This window comes from Sphingomonas sanguinis (genome assembly GCF_001476905.1).
GTDB classification, from domain to species: domain Bacteria; phylum Pseudomonadota; class Alphaproteobacteria; order Sphingomonadales; family Sphingomonadaceae; genus Sphingomonas; species Sphingomonas sanguinis_B.
On record NZ_LDTE01000030.1, the window covers coordinates 1 to 19,626 of the forward strand.

Here is a 19,626-nt window from a genome sequence, read left to right on the forward strand (position 1 = left end):
TGTAAGGTCGTCGGCAGCGTCAGAGGTGTATAAGAGACCGATGCTGATTGGGTTTGGACCCTAATTCGAAAGCATCTGGGCGATGGCGCTCGCTCTGACGCTCTTTCACTTTGACCGATAGCCCAGCGTCGATGATGGCCTTCCATTCCGCCAGAATGGCGTGTGAAAGCTTTACAGCTTGTCGTTTGTCACTGACTCCGAGCGATTTTGTAAATTCGCGGCGTCCAATGGACGCACGCGCCGCTTCGGGGATCATGAGGCGCGACTGCCAATTCTGGGAATTCGGGCGCTTGTGTAAATGCGGAGCGCTGGTCATCGGGCGCACCCTCCGGTTCGATTACGTAGCATATGCCCGTAGCAGTATCGCAGCACGGCGTCGGATAAAACCGTTACGACTAAGTATCTTAGATACTTACCAGCCATTTCATTACCGTCCTACTGGGTTCCTGTCTCCCCGACCATAAATGGCTGATTTCCGCCATTTCTGCGAAGCTAGAAGCCGCAGCGACCATCTGAAACCGGAACAGACCGGAGACAGGTGGAAATCATGGGAATTCAGACTTACGGAATAGTCCCGGACACGGTTCGCGGTTCGTTCCCGGATGCGACGCGATGAGCGCCGTCGATACCAAGCCTTCGTGGCTCGAGGATCGGCGCGATCCGGTAACGCAGCTGCCGACAACGCTCTATCCGTTCGGCATCCATCACGAGTTGATTGCTGGCGAGCAGACTGGCCGTTGGCAGTTGGACCTTAAGGATAAGATGGGCCTGCCGATCAAGGCGGTCAGCACGCATCCGGATATCTGGTCAGCCTTCCGAGCCATGACAGATGCCTACCAGGAGTGGTTCGCCAGCCGCCCCGTCGATCGCGTCTATTTCATCGGCTCCGAGCTGAAGACCGGCGCCTTAGTTAAGATCGGCCACTCGGTCTATCCGGAAGCCCGCCTACGCAGCTTGCAGACCGGAAACCATGAGCGACTGCAAATATTCGCCATGGCGCCAGGCGGCCGCGAACAGGAAGCCAAATACCATAGCCGTTGGCGCGCCCGTCGCCCCAGCGGTGAATGGTTCATGCTTGGCGACTGCATCATCAACGAAATCCATCGTTTGCAGGAGCAAGCAGCATGACCGACCTGACCGAGCGGCTGCGGGAATGTCCGTTCTGCGGCGGAGAGGCAAAGCTGGTGAGTGGCAGCAGCTCGACGGTTCAATGCCAGAACGACCAGTGCATCATTGGCGATGGAAGCAGGCTCTGGGCAACACCTACCTATTTCGGTCTCCGGATCGGCTCGCCCATCCCGTAACCACCATTCTGACACTGCTAAGGCCGCGGAAAACCTTGCGTCGGTGCACAATGTCAGAACCGTCCGGGCCTGTTGAAAAATACCGGACATGCCAGGTTGCTCCTTCGTTTCACCCCTGCCGTGAGGAGCGCCGCTATGATGGGACCAGCCTGTCGCGGTGGGCGGGGAGGGGCGTCCCGTCGCACCATAGAAGCCATGTTGCCCGCAGACCACCTTTTGCGCCGCATCGATCGGTGTCTCGATCAGGCGATCTGAGAGAAGCGTTGGCTGGTCATTACAGCGCGCGCGGGCGACCATCGATCGACCCCGAATTGCTCATTCGCATGACCCTGATCGGCCGCATCTACGCGATCACGTCCGAGCGGCGCCTGTGCGAGGAGCTGCGCTACAATCTTGCCTGTCGCTGGTTCTGCCGCCGCGCGCCGGGAGACAAGGTTCCGCACCACTCGACCTTCAGCAAGAACCGGCATGGACGCTTCCGCGACGCCGGCGTCTTCCGGCAGCTATTCGAGGCCACGGTGCGCCGCTGCATCCAGAATGGCTTGGTCGGAGGCAAGGACGCCGCGATCGACGCCTCGTTCATCGAGGCTGATGCGTGCTGGCAGCGAAAGACGGTGCCCGGCTATTTGCCCTATGTGGCGAACGCCGGTCGCCCCGTCCGAGAGTGGCTGAGTGATCAGGGCCATGTGAGCACCAAGCTTGGCGGTTCCAAGGACTTCGAGGGCGTATCGCGAACCGATCCCGCCGCAGCCTGGTCGGCACGTCCAGGTCGCGCGCGGTTCGGCTATGCGCTGAATGCGCTCGTCGATACGCCGAGCGGCGTTGCGCTTGACGTCGAGGCGACGCCAGCTCGCTTTGCCGAGGAAGTCGATGCCGGTCGCACCATGCTTGAGCGAGCCGCCGATCGCTTCGACTATCGCCCCAAAGCGGGTCGCTGCCGACAAGGCCTATGGTAGCGCTGGCTTCCTCGGCTTCGTGCGAAATCAGGGCGCGATCCCGCACATCCCGGTGATCGACCGCACGCAGCAGACGCAGGGCAAGCTGCCGCGAACGGCATTCAGCTATGATCGCGACACCGACAGCTTTACCTGTCCGATCGGCAAGACGCTCCGGCACCACACATTCCATCTGCCCACTGGCGTACACCGCTATGCCGCCGATGCAGGGGACTGCGAGGCGTGTGTACTTCGGAAGACATGCACGAAGGCGCGACGCCGCACGCTGGTTCGTCTCGACAATGAGGACGCCCGGGATCTCGCCAGAGCCGAGCTGGAAACCGGACTCTTCAAGCGGTCCATGCGATTGCGGCGCGGGGTCGAGCGGTTCTTCGCCGACGCCAAAGGCAAGCATGGCATGCGGCGGCTTCACCTGCGCGGCATCCGGGGAGCGGAGGAGGAGTTCCTGATCGGCGCGGCGGTGATGAACCTGATGATCCTGGCGCGATCACAGCGCCTGACCGGTAAACCCAGACGAGGCAGGTGCATTCCCGCGGCGCTGACCCCGGCCGCCATATCGGCCCGGTCGATCGAGCATGACGTGCTCGTCTCGCCACCACGACGATATCCCTGATCGCTGATGGGGTTTGCGCACAATCACGCGGCGCGCAGTCGTTCTTTGCGGTACGGTACGCCATCGAGCAGCGCCTGGCTTGGCGCCTTGGGCGTGCCGTCACCATTCACGTACATATAAAGCGTCGTGGTCGTCATGCCGAGGCGGCGCGCGACGTCGGCTGCGACCGCGTTGCGATCGGACATCGCGGCCATCGCCATCGCAAGGGTGGCCTTGTCCATCTTACGAGGTCGACCGCCCATCCGTCTCCGCGCGCGTGCCGCGGCAAGTCCCGCCTGCGTTCGCTCCGCAATGAGCTCGCGTTCAAACTCGGCGAAGGCTGCGAAGATGCCGGAGGCGAGACGTCCGTTGGCGGTCGTGGTGTCAATCTGCGCGCCAGCCCCCGTCAGCACCTTCAGACCAATGCCGCGCTCGCGGAGCGCCTCGGCCGTGATGACAAGATGTCGAAGATCCCGCCCGAGACGATCGAGCTTCCAAAGGACCAAGGTATTGCCGGGCTGCAGTGCCTTCAGGCACGCGGTCAGGCCGGGGCGGGCGTCACGCCGCCCCGACGCGAGGTCTTCATAAATCCGCGAGGGATCAACGCCGGCCGCGAGCAACACATCGCGCTGTGGTGCAAGCGTCTGGGACCCGTCAGCCTTGGACACCCTAACATATCCGATGAGCATCGTTACGCCGCCAGAAAAGACATCCGGCACGCTGCAATGTGCCGTTGGTTTCCGCAACGGGTTTTCCGATCGCCACGGTGCACTGACGAGGCAAAATCGTCAACCGCCAGAAAACCGGTCGTTTTTCTGGTGGGGTTGCTTAATGATATAATGTAACATACTAGGTCTGCGCGCGGGGTTGGGGGCAAAATTGTCAGTGCGAGTTGATATCGTGGCGATCGGTGCCGTGTTGTTGCTGACTCCAGGGGCTGTCCATGCGCAGGCCATGGATGGCGATACGATGGCGTCGGACGAGATCGTGGTTACCGCGACCCGCACCGAGAAGCCGCTCATCGATGTGCCCGCGGCGATCACCGTCGTCGACAACGACGATCTGCGTCGGCGCGGCCTGACGGTCGGTAGCGATGAGTTTCGCGGTATCCCGGGCATTTTCTTTCGTCGGACGGACGGCGATTCTGAAGACGCATTGCAGTTTTCGTTCCGAGGCATGACCGGTAGCGCAGGCGGAGACACCTTCCTGGCGCTGATCGATGGCATACCGTTCGTCGGGCCCGATGAGCAGGTGCTGCTCAATCAAGTTCCCTACGGCGCGATCAGCCGGACCGAAATCGTCCGTGGACCGGTTTCCGCACTATATGGACGAGGTGCGACCGCCGGCGCGGTCAATTACATCACGCGTCGTCCCGGTGTCGACGGCACGACCGCCTCACTGACGGCTGGATCTTACGACTACTTCCGCGGAGAGGCGACGCTTGAACGGAAGACGTTCGGTGACGGGGGTGGGATTCTCCTGTCGGGCTTCTACGAAGATGATGACGGCTGGCGACAGCACTCGCATCGCCAGATACTGAACCTGTTCGGCAAAGTCGTCGTACCGGTCGGATCCAGCACGACGGTGACGGCTTATGGCAACTACTTCGATCGGCAGGTCGAGGTGCCGAGCAACATCCCCCTGCTGGACGATGGTTCCCGTGTCTCCGCCGCAGGGGGACGCAGGGGTTATATCGGATACGACCCCAGCGACCTGAATACCAAAGGTGGGATCGGCGCTCTGAGGCTGACGCATCGTTTCAGCAGCGATGTCGAGCTGGTCCTGACCGGGCAGCATCGACGGTTCGATCGCAACAACAGCTTCAACCTGTTCCTCGGTGGCAGCGTCGACCCGCAGACGAAGAGGTACGCGGTCAACGGCTTCGCGCGGCAGGACCAGAGCAACATCTGGATCGGCGACGCGCAAATCACGGCGCGTCTGGGTGCCCACACGATCGTGGCTGGCGGCAATGTAGAGCGTGCCCGGATGGACGAGCGCGACTTCTGGTCCGGTGAATATGGTTTCACGCCGCAATGCGGCTTCCGTTTCTTCCAGATCGATATCGACTACGCGACCGGCGATGTACTGAACGCCAATGCGCCCTGCTTTCAGCGCAATTTCCTGCTGACCGACGGGGCCGTGCATAACCGGTTCTGGGGGGCCTATTTGCAAGATGAATGGGCTGCGACCGATCGTCTGACCGTGACGCTTGGGCTGCGCTATGACGATTTTCGCCGACGTGCGGAATTTCGCCCCATCGAAGCGGCCTTCAATCCGGGTGGTTGATTATCGGTGTCCGAACACGCCTTTTCACCCAAGGCGACCGTCGCCTATCGCTTGGGGGAGCGCGGCGCAGCACGTGGCATACTCTACGCCTCCTACGGGCGCGGCTTCAGCTCCAATTTCGGACCGCTCTTCTACTTCGATCCGCTCTTGTACCAGCTCGACCTCAAGCCGATGACGATCGATAGTTACGAAGTCGGCTACAAAGGCGAGGCGCGCTCTGGTCTGTTCACATGGGAAGCTGCGCTGTTCCGCTACGACCAGCGCAACCGATTGGTCAATACGACGAACCCGGACCCGAACGGTCCATCGACTCTGCTGACGACCGGGCAACGCTATCGCAGTCAGGGCGTCGAACTTTCCGGCACCGTCCATCCGGCGCCGAACACCACCATCTCCGCCAACTATTCGTACGTGGATGCGATTTGGCGAGAGTATCGGGTACCTGGTGCGATCGGCGAGGTCTACCTGACCGGTAAACGACCGGTCGGCGTCCCGTCGCATATCTTCAACTTCAGCGCGCAACAGCGGTTCGCATCGTGGTTGAACGGCCGTGCAGACCTCTACGTCTATGGCAACTACCCGGTCACCGGTGACAATCGCGTCGAGAAAGGCGGCTACGACCTATTCAACCTCAGTGCGACGATCGTCTTGCCAACCCGCCTGCCGCTGGCGCTCGACCTTGCGGTGACGAACGTCCTGGATCGCAAAATATTCTCCTATTTCGGGACGGACTCGCAACCGACCTACGCGACCCCGTCCACGCCGCGGCTATTCCGCGCAACCGTCAGGGTGAGCTTCTGATGCGCAAATTCATTCTCTCTGTCTGCCTGCTGATCGCCGGATGCGACCATCCGTCACCCAACACGCCACCTGCCGGACGGACCATCCCAATCGCGCATACCCGGACGTTCAGCGTGGTCGAGCGCGATGGCTACCGGATCGTCGACCTCCACGCCAACATCGTCAGTTGGGGAGGGGCTGCGAACGGTCCGGAACAGCGGTCCCGCGTGGTGCTGGTGCCAAGGGGCGTCGTGGTCCCCGCGTTGACGGGCGACCTTGCCGGGGCGGTGGTGGTGCGCACCCCGGTCAGGCGGATCGCGGTCAACTACGGCGGCAGCGAAGCGCTGCTGACCGCGATCGGCGCGGCGGACCGTCTGGTCGCGGTCGGCGGGACCAAGTCCTACGACGATGCGATCCGCAATGGTGTGAAGGCGGGGAAAATTGCGCAGATCGGTTATGGCTGGCATTCTCCCCCCAACCTCGACGTGCTGCTGGCGGCCAAGCCCGACGTGTTCCTGATGACGATCGGCGATCCGGCCCATGCCGAGTCGATGCGGCGCGCGGTGGCGCTCGGTATCCCCACGATGCCGGTCTTCATGGCGAACGAGTCCGATTACCTGGGTCCCGTTGCCTATGCCCGCCTGTTCGGGATGCTCACCGGTCGCGACAAGCAAGGCGAACAGTTCGCCCGGATGGTCGAGAACGGCGTCAGTCAGGTCAAGCGCGCGGTGGCACCGCTGCCGCGGCGCCCGGTGCTATCGGCCTGGTGGATGCACGGCGACACCTGGATGGTGACGGTGCGCGGGGCCGCCAATAAACTATTGGAGGATGCGGGCGGCATCAACGTGATGCGCCGCCCCGACGACCCGCGTCTGGACGACACGACGCAGATGTCGTCCGAAAGCCTGTTGAAGCAGGGCAGCAAAGCCGATTGCTGGCTGTGGCGTGACCCGATTTCCAGACGATTCCAGGATCAGCAGTTCCTGTCGCACATGAAGGCATGGCGCGACGGCTGCGTGTTCGCGGCGGACGGCAGGACGAAGCCGGCGGCCGATGCGTTCGACCTGTTCGAGACAGGAGCGCTGCGCCCGGACCTGATACTGCGTGACTATGCCAGGATGCTGCATCCGCAGCTTCGGGGCTGGCCGGCGACATATGTTCGGCAGGACCAGCGGAGCGGCGGCGCGGTGGGGGGCGGACATGGCTCGTAATGTCGTCGGCGTCGCCGCCTTGCTGCTTGCCATCCTGATCGTCGCGACCGCGTCGCTCGGCTATGGCCAGGTCGCCTTGTCGCCCGGTGAGGTCATCGGCGCGGTGACCGGATCGGGCGATCCCACGCTCGCGGAGATCGTCTGGTCGATCCGGCTGCCGCGCGTCGTCACCGCAATCGTCGCAGGCGGCGCGCTCGGTGTCGCGGGCACGTTGATGCAGGCGCTGTTCCGCAATCCGATGGCGGACGCCTGGTCGCTCGGTCTCGTCGCCGGCGGGCAGCTCGGCGTCGGCCTGGCCGTGGCGGGTGCCGCGTTTGCGGGGCCGGCGGTGCTCGGCGCGCTCACGGCCTTTGCGGGGCTGAGCCTGGCGGTCGGCGCGGTGATCGGCGTCGCCGTCACCGCCGCCGTCATGGCCGGGCTGTCGCGGCGCGTCGGCAACATCACCCTGCTCGTCGTCGGCCTGATGCTCGGCTTCACCGCGCAGGGCCTCGTCAGCGTTATCCTGCACTTCGCCAATCGGGTCGGTGGCCGCGTCTTCTCGGGCTGGGACGACGGCACGTTCGCAGCGGCGACCAATGCCGATCTGCCCTGGCTGGCGCTGCCCGTCGCCTGCGGGATCGCGCTCGCAGTGGTAAACGCTAAGGGGCTGACCGCTTTGCTCCTCGGCGAAACTTATGCCGCAAGCCTCGGCACCAACGTACCCCGGCTGCGGCGGATGACGCTGGCGGCGACGGTGCTGCTCGCCGCGCCGGTCACCGCTTTGTGCGGGCCGGTCACGTTCGTCGGGCTGATCGTGCCGCATCTCGCGCGCTGGCTGGCGCGCACCGCCCGCATCCTGCCGCTGATCCCGCTCGCCGGACTTGCCGGGGCTATGCTGGCGCTGACGGCGGACTTCACCGTCCATCTGCCATGGGAACAACACTTCCTGCACCTCAATGCGGTGCTGGCGCTGGTCGGCGCACCGGTGGTGATCGCTCTGCTGGTGTTCTCGCCCGCGATGCGGAGCAGCAGCTGATGCTTCGCCTCGACAGCCTGAGCGTCGGCTATGCCGGCCCGCGCGGCACCGTGCTTGCCGATCTGAGCCTTGAGGCGCCAGCGGGCAGCTTCGTCTGCGTGCTCGGCCGCAATGGCGCCGGCAAGTCGACGCTGATGCGCACGATTGCTGGCCTCCAGAACGCGCGAGGCGGTCGAGCTTGCCTCGCCGACGAAGACATCGCGACGATGCGACCGCAGGCGCGCGCGCGCGCAATAGCGGTGGTGCTGACCGAGCGCGTATCGAGTCCGGGGCTGACCGTCGCGGACATCGTTTGCATGGGGCGCCAGCCGTTCACCGGCTGGCAGGGGCGGCTGTCGGCGGTCGACGATGCGCTGGTGGCGGAGGGGCTTGCCCAAGCCGGTGCTTCGGCCTTCGCAACCCGGCCATTCGATGGCCTCTCCGACGGCGAGCGGCAGCGGGTGATGATCGCGCGCGCCATTGCGCAGGTGCCCCGGTTGATGATCCTCGACGAGATCACCGCTTTCCTCGATCTGCCCGGACGGGTCGAGGCTATGGCACTGCTGCGTGCACACGCGCATGCCACCGGTACGACCGTGTTGCTGTCCAGCCATGACCTCGACTTGTCGTTGCAGCTCGCCGACGCCGTCTGGCTGCTCGACGGTGTCGGCGGGTTGGTGGTGGGATCCGCTGCCGACCTGATCACCGCGGGCCATGTCGGCCGCGCCTTCGACACCGATGCGGTTCGCTTCTCCGCCGAGCGCGGTCGTTTCGAATTGGTCGGTTGACCATGCTCGGCACCGGCCTCTGGCTGTTGGCGCAAGCAACGCCCGGACAGGCGCCGCCAACAGCGCCTGCCGCGCCGCAGCCATCGGTCCAGGCCACCCCCGCGCCACCCGCGGTTCCACAAGGCCGCGCGGACGAGAATGCGGTGCGGCAGGCCGAGGATGCGTTCGGCACCACCATCGGGCGCGAGACGATCGGCATCTACGGCGCCGGCAGCGTGCGTGGCTTCTCGCCCATCGCGGCCGGCAATGCGCGGATCGACGGGCTCTACTACGACCTGACCGCAGCCCCTAACGAGCGTATCCGGCGCTCCACCAGCATCAAGGTCGGGCTGTCGGCGCAAGGTTATCTGTTCCCCGCACCGACCGGCGTCGTGGACTACGCCTTGCGCCGCCCCGGCGCCGAGGCGCTGTTGTCGATCACAGTGGGTCTCAACAGCCTCGGCGACAAGAGCCTGGAGTTCGATGCCGAGCTGCCGCTCGTAGGTGACACCTTGTCGCTCGGTGCGGGTCTCGGTCTCTACGACCATGTCTTCAACAACGGCGCCACTAGCCGACAACATGTCGAAGGGCTGATCCTGCGCTGGCGACCACGCCCGGGCATCGAGCTGCTGCCCTTCTGGGGCCGCTCCTATATCGCCGATAGCGAGATCGGGCCGCTTCTGACCACCGCTGGCCCTTACCTTCCACCACGGATAAAGCGCGGCGTTCTCTACGGTCCCGCATGGGCGGACTATTCCGGTCCTTCGGAAACGGCCGGGATCACCGGCAGCGCGGCGCTGGCCGGCGGCTGGAAGATCGAGGGAGGACTGTTCCGCTCGCTGTCGGCCAGCAAGGAAGATATCTTCACTTTCCTCGACGAGGTCACGCCGGACGGCCGTGCCCGCTATATCGCCTTTTCCGACCCGCCGTATCGCCGGGTATCGGTGTCGGGCGAGCTACGGGTAACGCGTACGATCGCCGATGGCCCGCGTGTCCACAACATCAGCCTGTCGGCGCGCGGTCGCGCCCGCGACGAGCGCGTCGGTGGCTCCGCCTTTCTCGACTTCGGCGACGTCCGCCTCGGCGACCCGCTCGACTTCCCCGAGCCGCCGATCAGCTACGGATCGTACAGCCGCGATCGGGTGCGGCAGTGGTTCGGCGGTGTCGCCTACACAGGGCGCTGGCGCGGCGTTGGCGAGCTGAGCGCCGGGCTGTCGAAGACCGATTACAACAAGCGCTTTCGCCGTCCCGACCAGCCCGTGATCGCAACGCAGGACCGCCCCTGGCTCTACAACGTGGCTGGGGCTATCTATGCCGGTGAGCGCGTCGCCTTCTACGCAGGCTATACGCGAGGGCTGGAAGAAACCGGCCTGCCGCCGCAGAATGCCACCAACCGCAACCAGCCGCTGCCCGCCATCCTGACCAGCCAGCGCGATGCGGGCGTGCGCTGGACCATCGTCGGCGACGTCAAGCTGGTCGCCGGCGTGTTCGACGTTCGCAAACCCTATCTCAGCCTCGATTCCTCCGGGCTCTTCACGCGGCTCGGCGACACCCGCAACCGGGGCATCGAAGCATCGCTATCCGGCACGCCATTGCGCGGCCTCAGCGTGGCGCTGGGCGGCGTGTTCCTCGATCCGCAGGTGACCGGCGAGGCGCGGACGTCGGGACAGACCGGCAAGCGACCGGTCGGCGTGCCGTTGCGATCGGTCGATCTCAATCTCGACTGGCGCCTTCCCGGCTTTGAGGCGCTGTCGATCGATCTCGGCGTCGGGCATCAGGGACGGGTCGCCTCCACCGTCGACAACGACCTGTTCATTCCCGCGCGTACGGTGATGGACATCGGTAGCCGCTACCGCTTCATGATCGGCAAGAACCGCGCGACGTTGCGCGTGTCGGTCAGCAATATCTTCAACGTCTATGCCTGGGATTATTACGGACCGTCGACCTTCGACTACGTCCCGCAGCGGCTCGCGACCGCCTACCTTGCCGTCGACCTTTGAGGAGCGCAGCATCATGACACGCCATCGATCCTTCGCACTCGGTATGGTCGCCGGCATCGGCGTTACCCTCTGCCTCGGCGCGGCAGTGCCACAGTCGCCGCCGGAGCCGTTGCGCCCGGTCGAGGTGACGCTGCACCGTTTCGACCGAAAGCCGGGCAGCGAAGCCACCTTCCGCGAGTGGATCGACTATCTGTGCAGCCATCACCGCGAAGCCGTCGCGACGCTGGGGCGCGAGCGGACCTATTTCGAAGCGATGTTCACCGCGCCGGACGAACCGCGCCGTCTATACTGGCTGGAGGTGAAAGGGAGCGGCGGCAAACCGGTCGAGAGTTCCGACCATGAGCTTGATCGTCGCCACATCAGCTATATGGGCGCCGTGCTGGTCAAGGGATCGCACGTGCGGTTGCAGACCGAAAATGTGCTGGCACCCGACTTCATCGTCCGCGCCGTCGCCGTCGAGCAGCGCAAGGAGCGGTGATGCGGAGCGCAAGCCGCGTTGCCGATAGAGGCACGATCAGGTGGGCAGTGACGCACCTCTGTGCCTGCATCGCCGGAATATTATTCTTCGCTGGGTCGGCGGCGGCGCAGCGGCCCGCCGCGTCGCCAATAGCTGTCCAAGCCGTACATGAACCCTATCGCTTTCCCTTCGCAACTCGCGACGCGTGGCTGGCGTTCGTCGCTGGCACCCCCGGAGGAACCACCGCCGCCGACGCCTATCGCCGACTTTATTCCGACGCCGACTATCGCCGCTGGGCCGCGGGCACCGCGACGACGACCGAGCGGATAGTCTATCGTAGCGGCGGACTGGCTATCCGTGGGCTGGTGGTCCGGCCGCGCAGATCCGGACCGCATCCGGTACTGATTTTCAATCACGGCGGCGTCGGGCAGTGGGGCCGCATCGTCCTGCTCGATATCCTCGAGATGAACCGGCTCGCCGAGCGCGGCTATGTCGTCCTCGCCTCCACCTTCCGCGGCGAGGGAGGGAGCGAGGGGCGGTCCGACATGGGCGGCGGCGACATCGACGATGCGCTGGCGCTGATCGACGTGGCGGCCGGGCTACCCGACGCCGACACGACGCGGGTCGGCATGTGGGGACTGAGCCGTGGCGGCCTCGTCACCTACGGCGCGCTGGCGAAGAGCCGCCGGATCGCGGCCGCGGTGATCGAGGGCGGGCCGACCGACCTCGTCCACGCCGCCCGTCGCGCGGAGTTCGACCGCCACGTCTATCCCGACGTGATGTCCGGTTATGCCGACGACAAGGACGGGATACTGGCACGGCGCTCGCCCATCACTTGGGCTGAGCGGCTGTCTCCGGACGCGGCGATCCTGATCCTGCACGGCGGTGACGACCCGCGCGTCGAACCGGGCGACGCGCTGCGCATGGCCAGCGCGCTCCAGCGGCTGAAACGATCCTATCGCCTCAAGATCTACGAGGGCGGCGGGCACGACCTGATCGCCGACCTCGCCGACGTTCGCGGCGAGATGGACCGCTGGTTCGACCGCTACGTCCGCGACCGCGTGCCGCCTCCCGCCAATGCGGCGGTGCCGCTGAAAGACGAATCATGACGCTGGAACCCATCGTGTTCGGTACCGCGGCGACGCTGTCGACGCTGGCGGGCGGGCTGCTCACGCTGCGGCTCAGTCATCGCATCGTCCTGATCCTTGGGGTAACCGCGGGTGTCGTGCTCGGCGTCGCGGTGTTCGACCTGCTGCCGGAGGCGATCACGCTGGCGCGCGATCTGTGGCACCCGCGCTCGCTGGTCGCCTTCGCGGCGCTGGGGCTCGGCGTCTATATGCTGGTCGATCGCACGATGCACCATGCCGCTTGGCTGCCGGCGCGCTGGCGGGTCCATCTCGCACCCGCCACGCTGACGCTGCACAGCCTGATGGACGGGATGGGCATCGGCATCGCCTTCCAGATCGACACGCGCGCCGGCTGGCTGGTCGCGCTGGCGGTGCTGACCCACGACCTCGCCGACGGCGTCAACACCGTCAGCCTGTGCCTCGCCGCGAAGAGCGAGGAGGCGGCGCGGCGCTGGCTGGTCCTGAACGGCGCGGCGCCGATCCTGGGCGTGCTGCTGGGGCTGAGTATTGCCGTCCCGCCGGGGATGCTCGCGCCGTTGATGGCGGTGTTCGCGGGCGTGTTCCTCTATATCGGTGCGTGCGAGCTGCTGCCGCGCAGCTATGCGCGCGATCCGCGGCTGCGCACCACGCTCGCCAGCCTCGCCGGCATGGCGCTGATGTTCGTCGTGACCAGCATCGCGCACTGATCCCGTTCATCTTCGATCCATGATAAGGGAGGCGCAACCAAGCCGGAGCCCGCCCCATGTCGTCGCTGACCGCCGATCGCCCCGACCATCACCATCATCATTCCGCGCCGCCCGGACCGGGCCCCATTCCGGGTCGTGCCGAGCGCGCCGCGGCGCTCGTCCTCGCGCTGACGATCGTGACGATGGCGGCGGAGATCGCAGCGGGCTGGTGGACCGGATCGATGGCGCTGCTGGCGGACGGCTGGCACATGGGAATGCACGCCGCGGCGATGGGCGTGGCGGTGTTCGCCTACCGCTTCGCACGGCACCATGCGGCGTCGGGACGCTACCGCGCTGGGGCGCACAAGGCGCCAGACCTAGGCGCGTTCGCCAATGCGGTGATGCTCGCAGTAGTCGCGGTGCTGGTCGGAGGCGAGTCGGTGATGCGGCTGGTCGCGCCGGAGCCGATCGCGTTCGCGCCCGCGATGGTCGTCGCCGCGATCGGCCTCGCCGTGAACCTCGTTAGCGCGTGGCTGCTGCGTGAGGCGCCGCACGCGCATGGCTGCGGCCACGATCACCGCGACAACAATCGTGAGGCAGCGTTGGTCCACGTTCTATCCGACGCGCTCACTTCGGCGCTGGCGATTATCGCGCTGTGGTGCGGGAAGCGATATGGGCTGACTCGGATGGACCCGCTGATGGGGCTGGTCGGCGCGGCGGTGATCCTGCGCTGGTCGGCGAGCCTGCTGCGCCGGACCGCCGATGTGCTGCTCGATGCTTCGCCCGTGCCCGCTCCCGCGTCGGCGCAGCCCCATGCTGGTTGCTGCGGCCATCATCATTGACCACTTGACAGTCATTTACACATGAACATATTAGGACGTGTTCATGTGTTGAAGGATGTATGACGGCGGACGAAAGCACACAGCTTGCCGAGTTGTTCCGGCTGCTGGGCGAACCGAACCGGCTGCGGCTGGTCGCGGCGTGCCTCGACGGGCCTCGCTCGGTCGGCGAACTGACGGCGGAGGTCGGCATCAGCCAGAGCCTCGTGTCGCAGCATCTCCGGCTGCTGCGCGCGGGTCGCTTGCTGAAGCAGGAGAGGAGCGGGCGGAACGTCTTCTACGACCTGCCCGACTGCCACGTGCGCACCATGCTCACCAATATGATGGACCACGTACTGGAACCCGAAGACCACAATCACGAGGAATAGGATCATGAGCGTCAACGTCGACATGGTGAAGTGCGCCTGCGCGGACTGCGTCTGCATCGTCAGCCCGGACAAGGCCGTGCAGGCTGAGGGCCGCGCCTTCTGCAGCGACAATTGCGCCAACCATCACGAGGCATCGGCCGGCTGCGACCACGCCGGTTGCCCCTGCCACGGGTGATCGATGATCAAGGGGCCGGTTAAGCCGGCCCCTTGATCAACTCAATCGTCCGAGTTTGCGATACATCTCTGCTTTCCCGGACGATCTTCAAAACGAACTAAGAACCAAATTATTGCGGTGCCATTCCGCGCTCGACCATCACCAGAGCATTTTTCAACAGCCACGAGCGGTTGTGACACTCTGCCGGATCCGTCGTTGCCGCTTCTTTGTAGTAACGGGGCTTATCCCAGGCAGTCGATCAACCTTTGCGGACCGCAGCCTGCGCTTAAGGAAGACCATGTCGGCTTTCGACGAAATCTGCCGTTAGGCGGCCAGCCAAGGGACGGCAGCAAAGTCCCACTCGCCGTAACGTCGGCCCTTCTCCGGAGTGAGGGGCCGACTGGTCAAATCTCGGTGTTCTCGGCAAGGGCGAGTGCATCTTCCAAATCGATCCCGAGATAGCGGACTGTGTTCTCGATCTTGCTATGACCGAGCAGGATCTGGACCGCACGCAGGTTGCCAGTTGCTCTTTAGATGATCGATGCCTTCGTTCGGCGCAGCGAGTGCGTGCCATATTCACTTCGCATCAGACCGACCCCTGTAACCCATTCATCGACAAGCCGGGCGTACTGGCGGGTGCTGAGGTGGCCATGCCGATCAACCCGGCTGGGAAAGACGTAGTCATCCACCGTGCCGCCCCGCCGTTCGAGCCAAGCCAGCAGGCTGGCGCGAGCGTCTGGAAGCAGTTCGAACTGAACCGGACGGCCTGTCTTCTGCTGCATGACAATCGCTCGTGTTCGGACTTGCCCGCCGCTGACAAGGTCGCCAATCTTTATCTGCACCAAGTCGCAGCCTCGAAGTTTGCTGTCGATCGCCAGGTCGAATAACGCCCGATCTCGCAAGCGGAGACGCTGATTGAGGTAGAATCGGATCTCCCATATTTGCTTCGGTTTCAGCGCCCGCTTTGCGCCGACGGCTCTTCCGGCGTTCCAGACTTGCCGCTTCGTGGCAGTAGGTGCGGTTTCAGACATCTCCATGATCATTCTCCAATGGTCAAATCGACCATCGGAAGAACGCCTTAGGGCATGCCGCTTGGTATCTAATGGGACCTGTGCCGACCAGGGTGGTCGTTTAGATCAGCCGCCACGACCGTTGCTTTTGGCAAAAGGTGCTGATGCAACGTTTCGAAGTAGGCACGTAGGAAGGTGCCCAGGTAGCGGTGACTGAGCATCGGACGGCGGATGGCGGGAAGCGGGCATTATCCGGATGGCGATGCTGATGCGCAAATATCTGACCTATTGATCGGCACGACAGCTTGGCGTAAAGACCGCCGCACTGTTTCTCGAACCAAGGAAAGGAGTGAGCAAATGCGAGCCGCAACCGCATCCGTCATCACTCCCGGTTTCCGAGTTCAGGAACATATCACATGGGCAATTCCCTTGCGGGTGACTGCGGTCGCCTGACCCCTTTTCGCGGCCAACGCGCTGCGTCCCTTTCTCATATTCAACGTCCGCCGGCCGACGTCTCCGCTTTCTGGGAGGATCGCCTTGCGCGCTGACATGTTCAAGGTCATCGTCGAGCGTCCCCGCTGGGGCTCGCGGCATGCACCTTCTGTAAAACTCAAGAAGGACAAGAACGACTTCAAGCAAATCGGTGTCAAACGGCACGTCCGCGAGCGCGCGGACTATTCGAAATCGCTCAACGAGAATCTCGCCCCGCTCGTGCGCTTTCTTCGGCGGCGCGTCGGTCGGCGCTGGGACGATGTGTTCAGTGAAATCTGTGCCAAGCTCGATACCGGTAGCACCGTAAAGATGCACGTTCGTGAACATCTGCGCGATTTCGTGATCTTTGGCATCGCACAGGGCCGACATGGGGAATTGTTGCGCGAAGGCCATGTCCTGCGTCCGGACCGGCGTAACTGCCGTGGCAGGGAACTCTATGTCGATCCCCGCGACGGTATTTTGAAGGATCGCGTATGGTTCTGGCGCGATCAGGGACATGCCGTTCCGCCGGGCAAGCGGCACCTCGGGTGGAAGGATGCGGCGCGATGACCGACGCAACCATTCATATCGTCTCGTCGCCCGAAAACTGGATCGAGCAGGTCGCCGTGGGTCAGCTTCACCAGACCGCGCGGCTCGAAGGAATTGATCGCATTGTCGGGCTGCCCGACCTGCATGCCGGCCGCGGCATCGCAGTGGGCGCCGCGTTCTGGTCACGCAGCCATGTCTATCCTCATCTGGTCGGCAGCGACATCGGCTGCGGGATGGGCCTGTGGCGTGCGAGCTTGCCGCTGCGCAAGTTTCGGCTCGACGCCGCCGAGCGCAAGCTGCGGGGTCTGGACGATCCATGGTCGGGCGATGTTGCCGCGCGTCTCGCCGAGGCGGGGCTGGCAACCGACCTTGCCGGCGAAGCGCTGGGCACGATCGGCGGCGGCAACCATTTTGCCGAGTTGCTGCGGGTCGAGACGCTGCATGGAGACGGAGACGCTGCGGTTGATCCCGCCGCGCTCTATCTGATGGTGCATAGCGGATCGCGTGGGCTGGGCCAGGCCATCCTCGATGGGCATCTTGCACGGCATAATGTCGGCGGGTTGTTTGCCGGCGATACGGCCTGTGCGAACTATCTGGCGGCGCATGACGGCGCGATGCGTTGGGCCGAGATCAACCGCGTGCTGATTGCGGAGCGCTTTCTCGATCGGATCGGGACCTTTGGTGAGCGCCTGCTCGACATCTGCCATAACAGCGTCACGCCGCACCAGGGCGGATGGCTGCACCGCAAGGGTGCTGCGCCCGCAGACAGAGGCCTGGTCGTCATTCCCGGATCGCGCGGGGACATGACCTATCTGGTCCGGCCCCGGCTGGAGCGGGCGGACACCGCGCTGCATTCGCTGGCGCATGGTGCCGGCCGCAAATGGAGCCGCAGCGAGGCTAAGGACAAACTCGTCCGCCGGTTCAGCATCGCCGATCTTGAGCGAACGAAACTGGGCAGCCGGGTAATCTGTGAGGATCGCGACCTGATTTATGAGGAGGCGCCGCAGGCGTACAAGGACATCCATCAGGTCGTGCGCGATCTTGAAACGGCGGGTCTGATCGATCTGGTCGCAACGCTGCGCCCGCTTCTCACCTACAAGACGAGGCGCGCATGACCGAGATCATCCTGCACCTGTCCTCCGGTCAGGGGCCGAAGGAGTGCGAATGGGTCGTGGCGAAACTGGCCCATACCCTATGCCGGGAAGGGAAGGCGGCAGGCCTCTTCTGCGAGCCAATCGAGCCGATACAAGGCCCAATAGCATCGGCATTGTTGCGCGTTTCGGGTGACGGCGCAGAAGCGTTCGCCACCACATGTGTCGGCACGATCCGCTGGATCGGGACCAGTCCGTTTCGCCCCCTGCACAAGCGGCGCAACTGGTTCGTGGGCGTTCGCCCCGTCCAGATTGACGAGCAGTCGCCTGACCTGCGGGAGCGAGACATTCGCTATCAAACCTTCCGCGCTTCCGGGCCGGGTGGGCAGCACGTGAACAAGACCGATAGCGCGGTTCGGGCGACGCATGTGCCGACAGGCTTGGTCGCGGTGTCCCAAGATCAGCGGTCGCAATTCGCAAACAAGAAAATCGCACGACTGAAGCTGGCGGCGGTGCTCGATGATCGACGCCGCGCAGGTGAGGTTCAAGGAAAGCGGGCAGTTTGGGACCAGAACCGCGAGCTCGAACGTGGCAATGCAGTGCGTACATATGAGGACAAACGGTTCCGTCGGCGTTAGCCGATAAGGCTATCGGACAGGAGAGAGGGGCAGCTTCGCTCGATCTTCGCGATCGAAGCTGCCCTCTAGCTACCGACCACTTTTTGCCGTTCCAGTCAAAGCACGGGTACGACCGCTATCGCCGAAAACGGCCAATCATAGGTTCTCAACCAAGAACCAGCATCGCCCGGTCGAAAACCATTCGTAGCACGCTCTTCCGCCCTGACATTGGCGGCTGCAGCACCATTTGGCATTCCCATTTCTCCATCTCTCGGGGACAATTTCGGGAAAGAGCAATTGAGAACAGATTTTGGGAAAGCTGCCACCTATAGGCATGGGAAAGACTGCGGTGCTCGTCTCGCCTCACTGGCCGTTCCCCGTCGAGACGAGTGAAGCGCGTACGGGAGTGCCCTTATCGATCGTCCCCGACTAAAGGGACGGATGAGGCCAGAAGACGAGAGGCTGTTAGGAGCACGAGCCTTCAGCGCGCGCATAACGGAGCTACGCCATGCCGGGACGAACTTCAGCATATCGCTTCATGGTTATGCTGGCCGCTATGACCGCAATGCCGGCTCCCGCTCAACAGCGACCGAGTACGTCACCGCCCCCAGCGGGGCGTGGCGTGGCTTCGATCGATCCTGAGGCGCAGAACAAGTGGATCGATATGGAAGGCGACGCCGATGGCCTCGTCATCATCCCGATCGTGCTGAACGGTCAGCGGCTTATGGCGATGCTCGACACCGGGGCTGCGACGACCATGGTGGACGCGGGTTGGGCTACGCGCCACGGCATGAAATACCAGCCCTATAATAACGTTACTGGGATAGGCGGCACGGCGGTGCAAACCTATATCGCGCCTATAGAGACGCTGCAGATGGCGGGTTTCCATCAAGCAGGGGGTGCCATTCAGGTTGCCGATTTAAAGCCGCTGTCATCCACGGCAGAGACACCGTTGGATGCCGTGATCGGTGCGGATTTTCTGGCGGCCTACGCCGTTACGATGGACTTCGACCACCGTCGCGTCCGCTTTCAGCCAAGCGGATCGCCTCGCCCAGCGGGCAGCGTCATGCCGGTTGAACCGCGCGGCAAAGGTCGGGGCTTTTCCACGAGGATTCTCATCGGCAAGCGCATGCTATCGCCCGTCATGGTCGATACGGGTGACGACTCCAGCTTGGCGATCACAAAGAACGCTTGGGATACATCGGATGCGCTTCTTCACATGACGGACATCGCCTCAGTCGGGTTGAGCGGCGACATGATCCTGTCGGAAATCGGCCGCGTCGACGGGGTCCAGTTCGGCGGGCAAGTGCTCGGCAAGGTGCCAGTGATGTTCGAGCCAACTCCTTTGGTTCCGGGAGACGAAGGGCGATTAGGGTCCAAACCCAATC

20 protein-coding genes and 2 pseudogenes are annotated in these 19,626 nt (G+C 64.1%); 19 read left to right on the forward strand and 3 right to left on the reverse strand.

Annotation, left to right across the window (positions count from 1 at the left end; genetic code table 11):
- Positions 1–19 precede the first annotated feature (19 nt).
- Positions 20–316: a DUF6538 domain-containing protein gene (locus SB4_RS19495; protein ID WP_153006095.1), complete on the reverse strand. Its 297-nt coding sequence runs from the start codon at positions 314–316 to the stop codon at positions 20–22.
- A gap of 296 nt (positions 317–612) precedes the next feature.
- Here SB4_RS19495 and SB4_RS06090 point away from each other — a divergent pair, with 296 nt between their 5' ends.
- Genes SB4_RS06090 through SB4_RS20315 form a run of 4 tightly spaced genes read left to right on the forward strand, consistent with a single transcriptional unit; the run spans position 613 to position 2,873 of the window.
- Complete coding sequence (locus SB4_RS06090) at positions 613–1,128, forward strand: GIY-YIG nuclease family protein (RefSeq protein WP_058751841.1); 516 nt, start codon at positions 613–615, stop codon at positions 1,126–1,128.
- Entirely contained in the window at positions 1,125–1,304 is a 180-nt protein-coding gene (locus tag SB4_RS06095; RefSeq protein ID WP_058751842.1) for a hypothetical protein, read from the forward strand. Before SB4_RS06090 ends, SB4_RS06095 begins: the two co-directional genes overlap by 4 nt.
- Positions 1,305–1,354: 50 nt before the next feature.
- Complete coding sequence (locus tag SB4_RS20310) at positions 1,355–2,260, forward strand: transposase (RefSeq protein ID WP_478212453.1); 906 nt, start codon at positions 1,355–1,357, stop codon at positions 2,258–2,260.
- Entirely contained in the window at positions 2,193–2,873 is a 681-nt protein-coding gene (locus SB4_RS20315; protein ID WP_241488502.1) for a transposase, read from the forward strand. The genes SB4_RS20310 and SB4_RS20315 overlap by 68 nt, the downstream gene beginning before the upstream one ends.
- Positions 2,874–2,896: 23 nt before the next feature.
- On the opposite strand, the gene SB4_RS06105 is transcribed toward SB4_RS20315, so the two are convergent.
- Entirely contained in the window at positions 2,897–3,541 is a 645-nt protein-coding gene (locus SB4_RS06105; protein WP_058751843.1) for a recombinase family protein, read from the reverse strand.
- A 280-nt stretch (positions 3,542–3,821) separates the two neighbouring features.
- Here SB4_RS06105 and SB4_RS06110 point away from each other — a divergent pair.
- The 11 genes and pseudogenes from SB4_RS06110 (at position 3,822) to SB4_RS06160 (ending at position 14,521) form a co-directional block, all read left to right on the forward strand.
- Positions 3,822–5,939 (forward strand): annotated as a pseudogene (locus SB4_RS06110) (TonB-dependent receptor).
- On the forward strand, positions 5,939–7,129 hold the full coding sequence (locus SB4_RS06115; protein WP_058751844.1) for an ABC transporter substrate-binding protein: 1,191 nt from the start codon (positions 5,939–5,941) through the stop codon (positions 7,127–7,129). Before SB4_RS06110 ends, SB4_RS06115 begins: the two are co-directional and overlap by 1 nt.
- Entirely contained in the window at positions 7,119–8,144 is a 1,026-nt protein-coding gene (locus SB4_RS06120) for a FecCD family ABC transporter permease (RefSeq protein WP_058751853.1), read from the forward strand. The genes SB4_RS06115 and SB4_RS06120 overlap by 11 nt, the downstream gene beginning before the upstream one ends.
- Positions 8,144–8,911, forward strand: coding sequence for an ABC transporter ATP-binding protein (locus SB4_RS06125; RefSeq protein WP_058751845.1), 768 nt, complete (start codon positions 8,144–8,146; stop codon positions 8,909–8,911). The genes SB4_RS06120 and SB4_RS06125 overlap by 1 nt, the downstream gene beginning before the upstream one ends.
- Before the next feature lie 2 nt (positions 8,912–8,913).
- Complete coding sequence (locus tag SB4_RS06130) at positions 8,914–10,890, forward strand: porin family protein (protein ID WP_082670013.1); 1,977 nt, start codon at positions 8,914–8,916, stop codon at positions 10,888–10,890.
- A 13-nt stretch (positions 10,891–10,903) separates the two neighbouring features.
- On the forward strand, positions 10,904–11,368 hold the full coding sequence (locus SB4_RS06135) for a DUF6176 family protein (protein WP_241488503.1): 465 nt from the start codon (positions 10,904–10,906) through the stop codon (positions 11,366–11,368).
- Positions 11,369–11,415: 47 nt separating this feature from the next.
- Complete coding sequence (locus SB4_RS06140) at positions 11,416–12,456, forward strand: alpha/beta hydrolase family protein (RefSeq protein ID WP_058751846.1); 1,041 nt, start codon at positions 11,416–11,418, stop codon at positions 12,454–12,456.
- Positions 12,453–13,160, forward strand: coding sequence for a ZIP family metal transporter (locus SB4_RS06145; protein WP_058751847.1), 708 nt, complete (start codon positions 12,453–12,455; stop codon positions 13,158–13,160). Before SB4_RS06140 ends, SB4_RS06145 begins: the two co-directional genes overlap by 4 nt.
- 56 nt (positions 13,161–13,216) lie before the next feature.
- On the forward strand, positions 13,217–13,981 hold the full coding sequence (locus SB4_RS06150) for a cation diffusion facilitator family transporter (RefSeq protein WP_058751848.1): 765 nt from the start codon (positions 13,217–13,219) through the stop codon (positions 13,979–13,981).
- Between the two features lie 59 nt (positions 13,982–14,040).
- Positions 14,041–14,346 (forward strand): ArsR/SmtB family transcription factor, encoded by a 306-nt coding sequence (locus tag SB4_RS06155; protein ID WP_058751849.1) that lies wholly within the window; start codon positions 14,041–14,043, stop codon positions 14,344–14,346.
- Between the two features lie 4 nt (positions 14,347–14,350).
- Positions 14,351–14,521 carry a metallothionein gene (locus SB4_RS06160; RefSeq protein WP_058751850.1) on the forward strand — a complete coding sequence of 57 codons (171 nt, stop codon included), beginning with the start codon at positions 14,351–14,353 and terminating at the stop codon, positions 14,519–14,521.
- 383 nt (positions 14,522–14,904) lie between these two features.
- On the opposite strand, the pseudogene SB4_RS06165 reads toward SB4_RS06160, so the two are convergent.
- Positions 14,905–15,537 (reverse strand): annotated as a pseudogene (locus tag SB4_RS06165) (tyrosine-type recombinase/integrase).
- A 522-nt stretch (positions 15,538–16,059) separates the two neighbouring features.
- Here SB4_RS06165 and SB4_RS06170 point away from each other — a divergent pair.
- The 4 genes from SB4_RS06170 to SB4_RS06185 all read left to right on the forward strand — a co-directional run.
- Positions 16,060–16,551 (forward strand): hypothetical protein, encoded by a 492-nt coding sequence (locus SB4_RS06170; protein ID WP_241488504.1) that lies wholly within the window; start codon positions 16,060–16,062, stop codon positions 16,549–16,551.
- Positions 16,548–17,645, forward strand: coding sequence for an RNA ligase RtcB family protein (locus SB4_RS06175; protein WP_058751856.1), 1,098 nt, complete (start codon positions 16,548–16,550; stop codon positions 17,643–17,645). The genes SB4_RS06170 and SB4_RS06175 overlap by 4 nt, the downstream gene beginning before the upstream one ends.
- Positions 17,642–18,259, forward strand: a complete 618-nt coding sequence (gene prfH, locus SB4_RS06180; protein ID WP_058751852.1) for a peptide chain release factor H — start codon at positions 17,642–17,644, stop codon at positions 18,257–18,259. Before SB4_RS06175 ends, prfH begins: the two co-directional genes overlap by 4 nt.
- Before the next feature lie 601 nt (positions 18,260–18,860).
- Positions 18,861–19,626, forward strand: a 766-nt coding sequence (locus SB4_RS06185; protein WP_193753747.1) for a retropepsin-like aspartic protease, incomplete at its 3' end; no start/stop codon positions are given.

What these genes read in the sequence shown, in the direction of transcription:
- SB4_RS19495 (WP_153006095.1), bottom strand. Translation starts at nt 316, where the DNA reads ATGACCAGCGCTCCGCATTTACACAAGCGCCCGAATTCCCAGAATTGG.
- SB4_RS06090 (WP_058751841.1), top strand. Translation starts at nt 613, where the DNA reads ATGAGCGCCGTCGATACCAAGCCTTCGTGGCTCGAGGATCGGCGCGAT.
- SB4_RS06095 (WP_058751842.1), top strand. Translation starts at nt 1,125, where the DNA reads ATGACCGACCTGACCGAGCGGCTGCGGGAATGTCCGTTCTGCGGCGGA.
- SB4_RS20310 (WP_478212453.1), top strand. Translation starts at nt 1,355, where the DNA reads ATGTCAGAACCGTCCGGGCCTGTTGAAAAATACCGGACATGCCAGGTT.
- SB4_RS06105 (WP_058751843.1), bottom strand. Translation starts at nt 3,541, where the DNA reads ATGCTCATCGGATATGTTAGGGTGTCCAAGGCTGACGGGTCCCAGACG.
- SB4_RS06115 (WP_058751844.1), top strand. Translation starts at nt 5,939, where the DNA reads ATGCGCAAATTCATTCTCTCTGTCTGCCTGCTGATCGCCGGATGCGAC.
- SB4_RS06120 (WP_058751853.1), top strand. Translation starts at nt 7,119, where the DNA reads ATGGCTCGTAATGTCGTCGGCGTCGCCGCCTTGCTGCTTGCCATCCTG.
- SB4_RS06125 (WP_058751845.1), top strand. Translation starts at nt 8,144, where the DNA reads ATGCTTCGCCTCGACAGCCTGAGCGTCGGCTATGCCGGCCCGCGCGGC.
- SB4_RS06130 (WP_082670013.1), top strand. Translation starts at nt 8,914, where the DNA reads ATGCTCGGCACCGGCCTCTGGCTGTTGGCGCAAGCAACGCCCGGACAG.
- SB4_RS06135 (WP_241488503.1), top strand. Translation starts at nt 10,904, where the DNA reads ATGACACGCCATCGATCCTTCGCACTCGGTATGGTCGCCGGCATCGGC.
- SB4_RS06145 (WP_058751847.1), top strand. Translation starts at nt 12,453, where the DNA reads ATGACGCTGGAACCCATCGTGTTCGGTACCGCGGCGACGCTGTCGACG.
- SB4_RS06150 (WP_058751848.1), top strand. Translation starts at nt 13,217, where the DNA reads ATGTCGTCGCTGACCGCCGATCGCCCCGACCATCACCATCATCATTCC.
- SB4_RS06155 (WP_058751849.1), top strand. Translation starts at nt 14,041, where the DNA reads ATGACGGCGGACGAAAGCACACAGCTTGCCGAGTTGTTCCGGCTGCTG.
- SB4_RS06160 (WP_058751850.1), top strand. Translation starts at nt 14,351, where the DNA reads ATGAGCGTCAACGTCGACATGGTGAAGTGCGCCTGCGCGGACTGCGTC.
- SB4_RS06170 (WP_241488504.1), top strand. Translation starts at nt 16,060, where the DNA reads ATGTTCAAGGTCATCGTCGAGCGTCCCCGCTGGGGCTCGCGGCATGCA.
- SB4_RS06175 (WP_058751856.1), top strand. Translation starts at nt 16,548, where the DNA reads ATGACCGACGCAACCATTCATATCGTCTCGTCGCCCGAAAACTGGATC.
- prfH (WP_058751852.1), top strand. Translation starts at nt 17,642, where the DNA reads ATGACCGAGATCATCCTGCACCTGTCCTCCGGTCAGGGGCCGAAGGAG.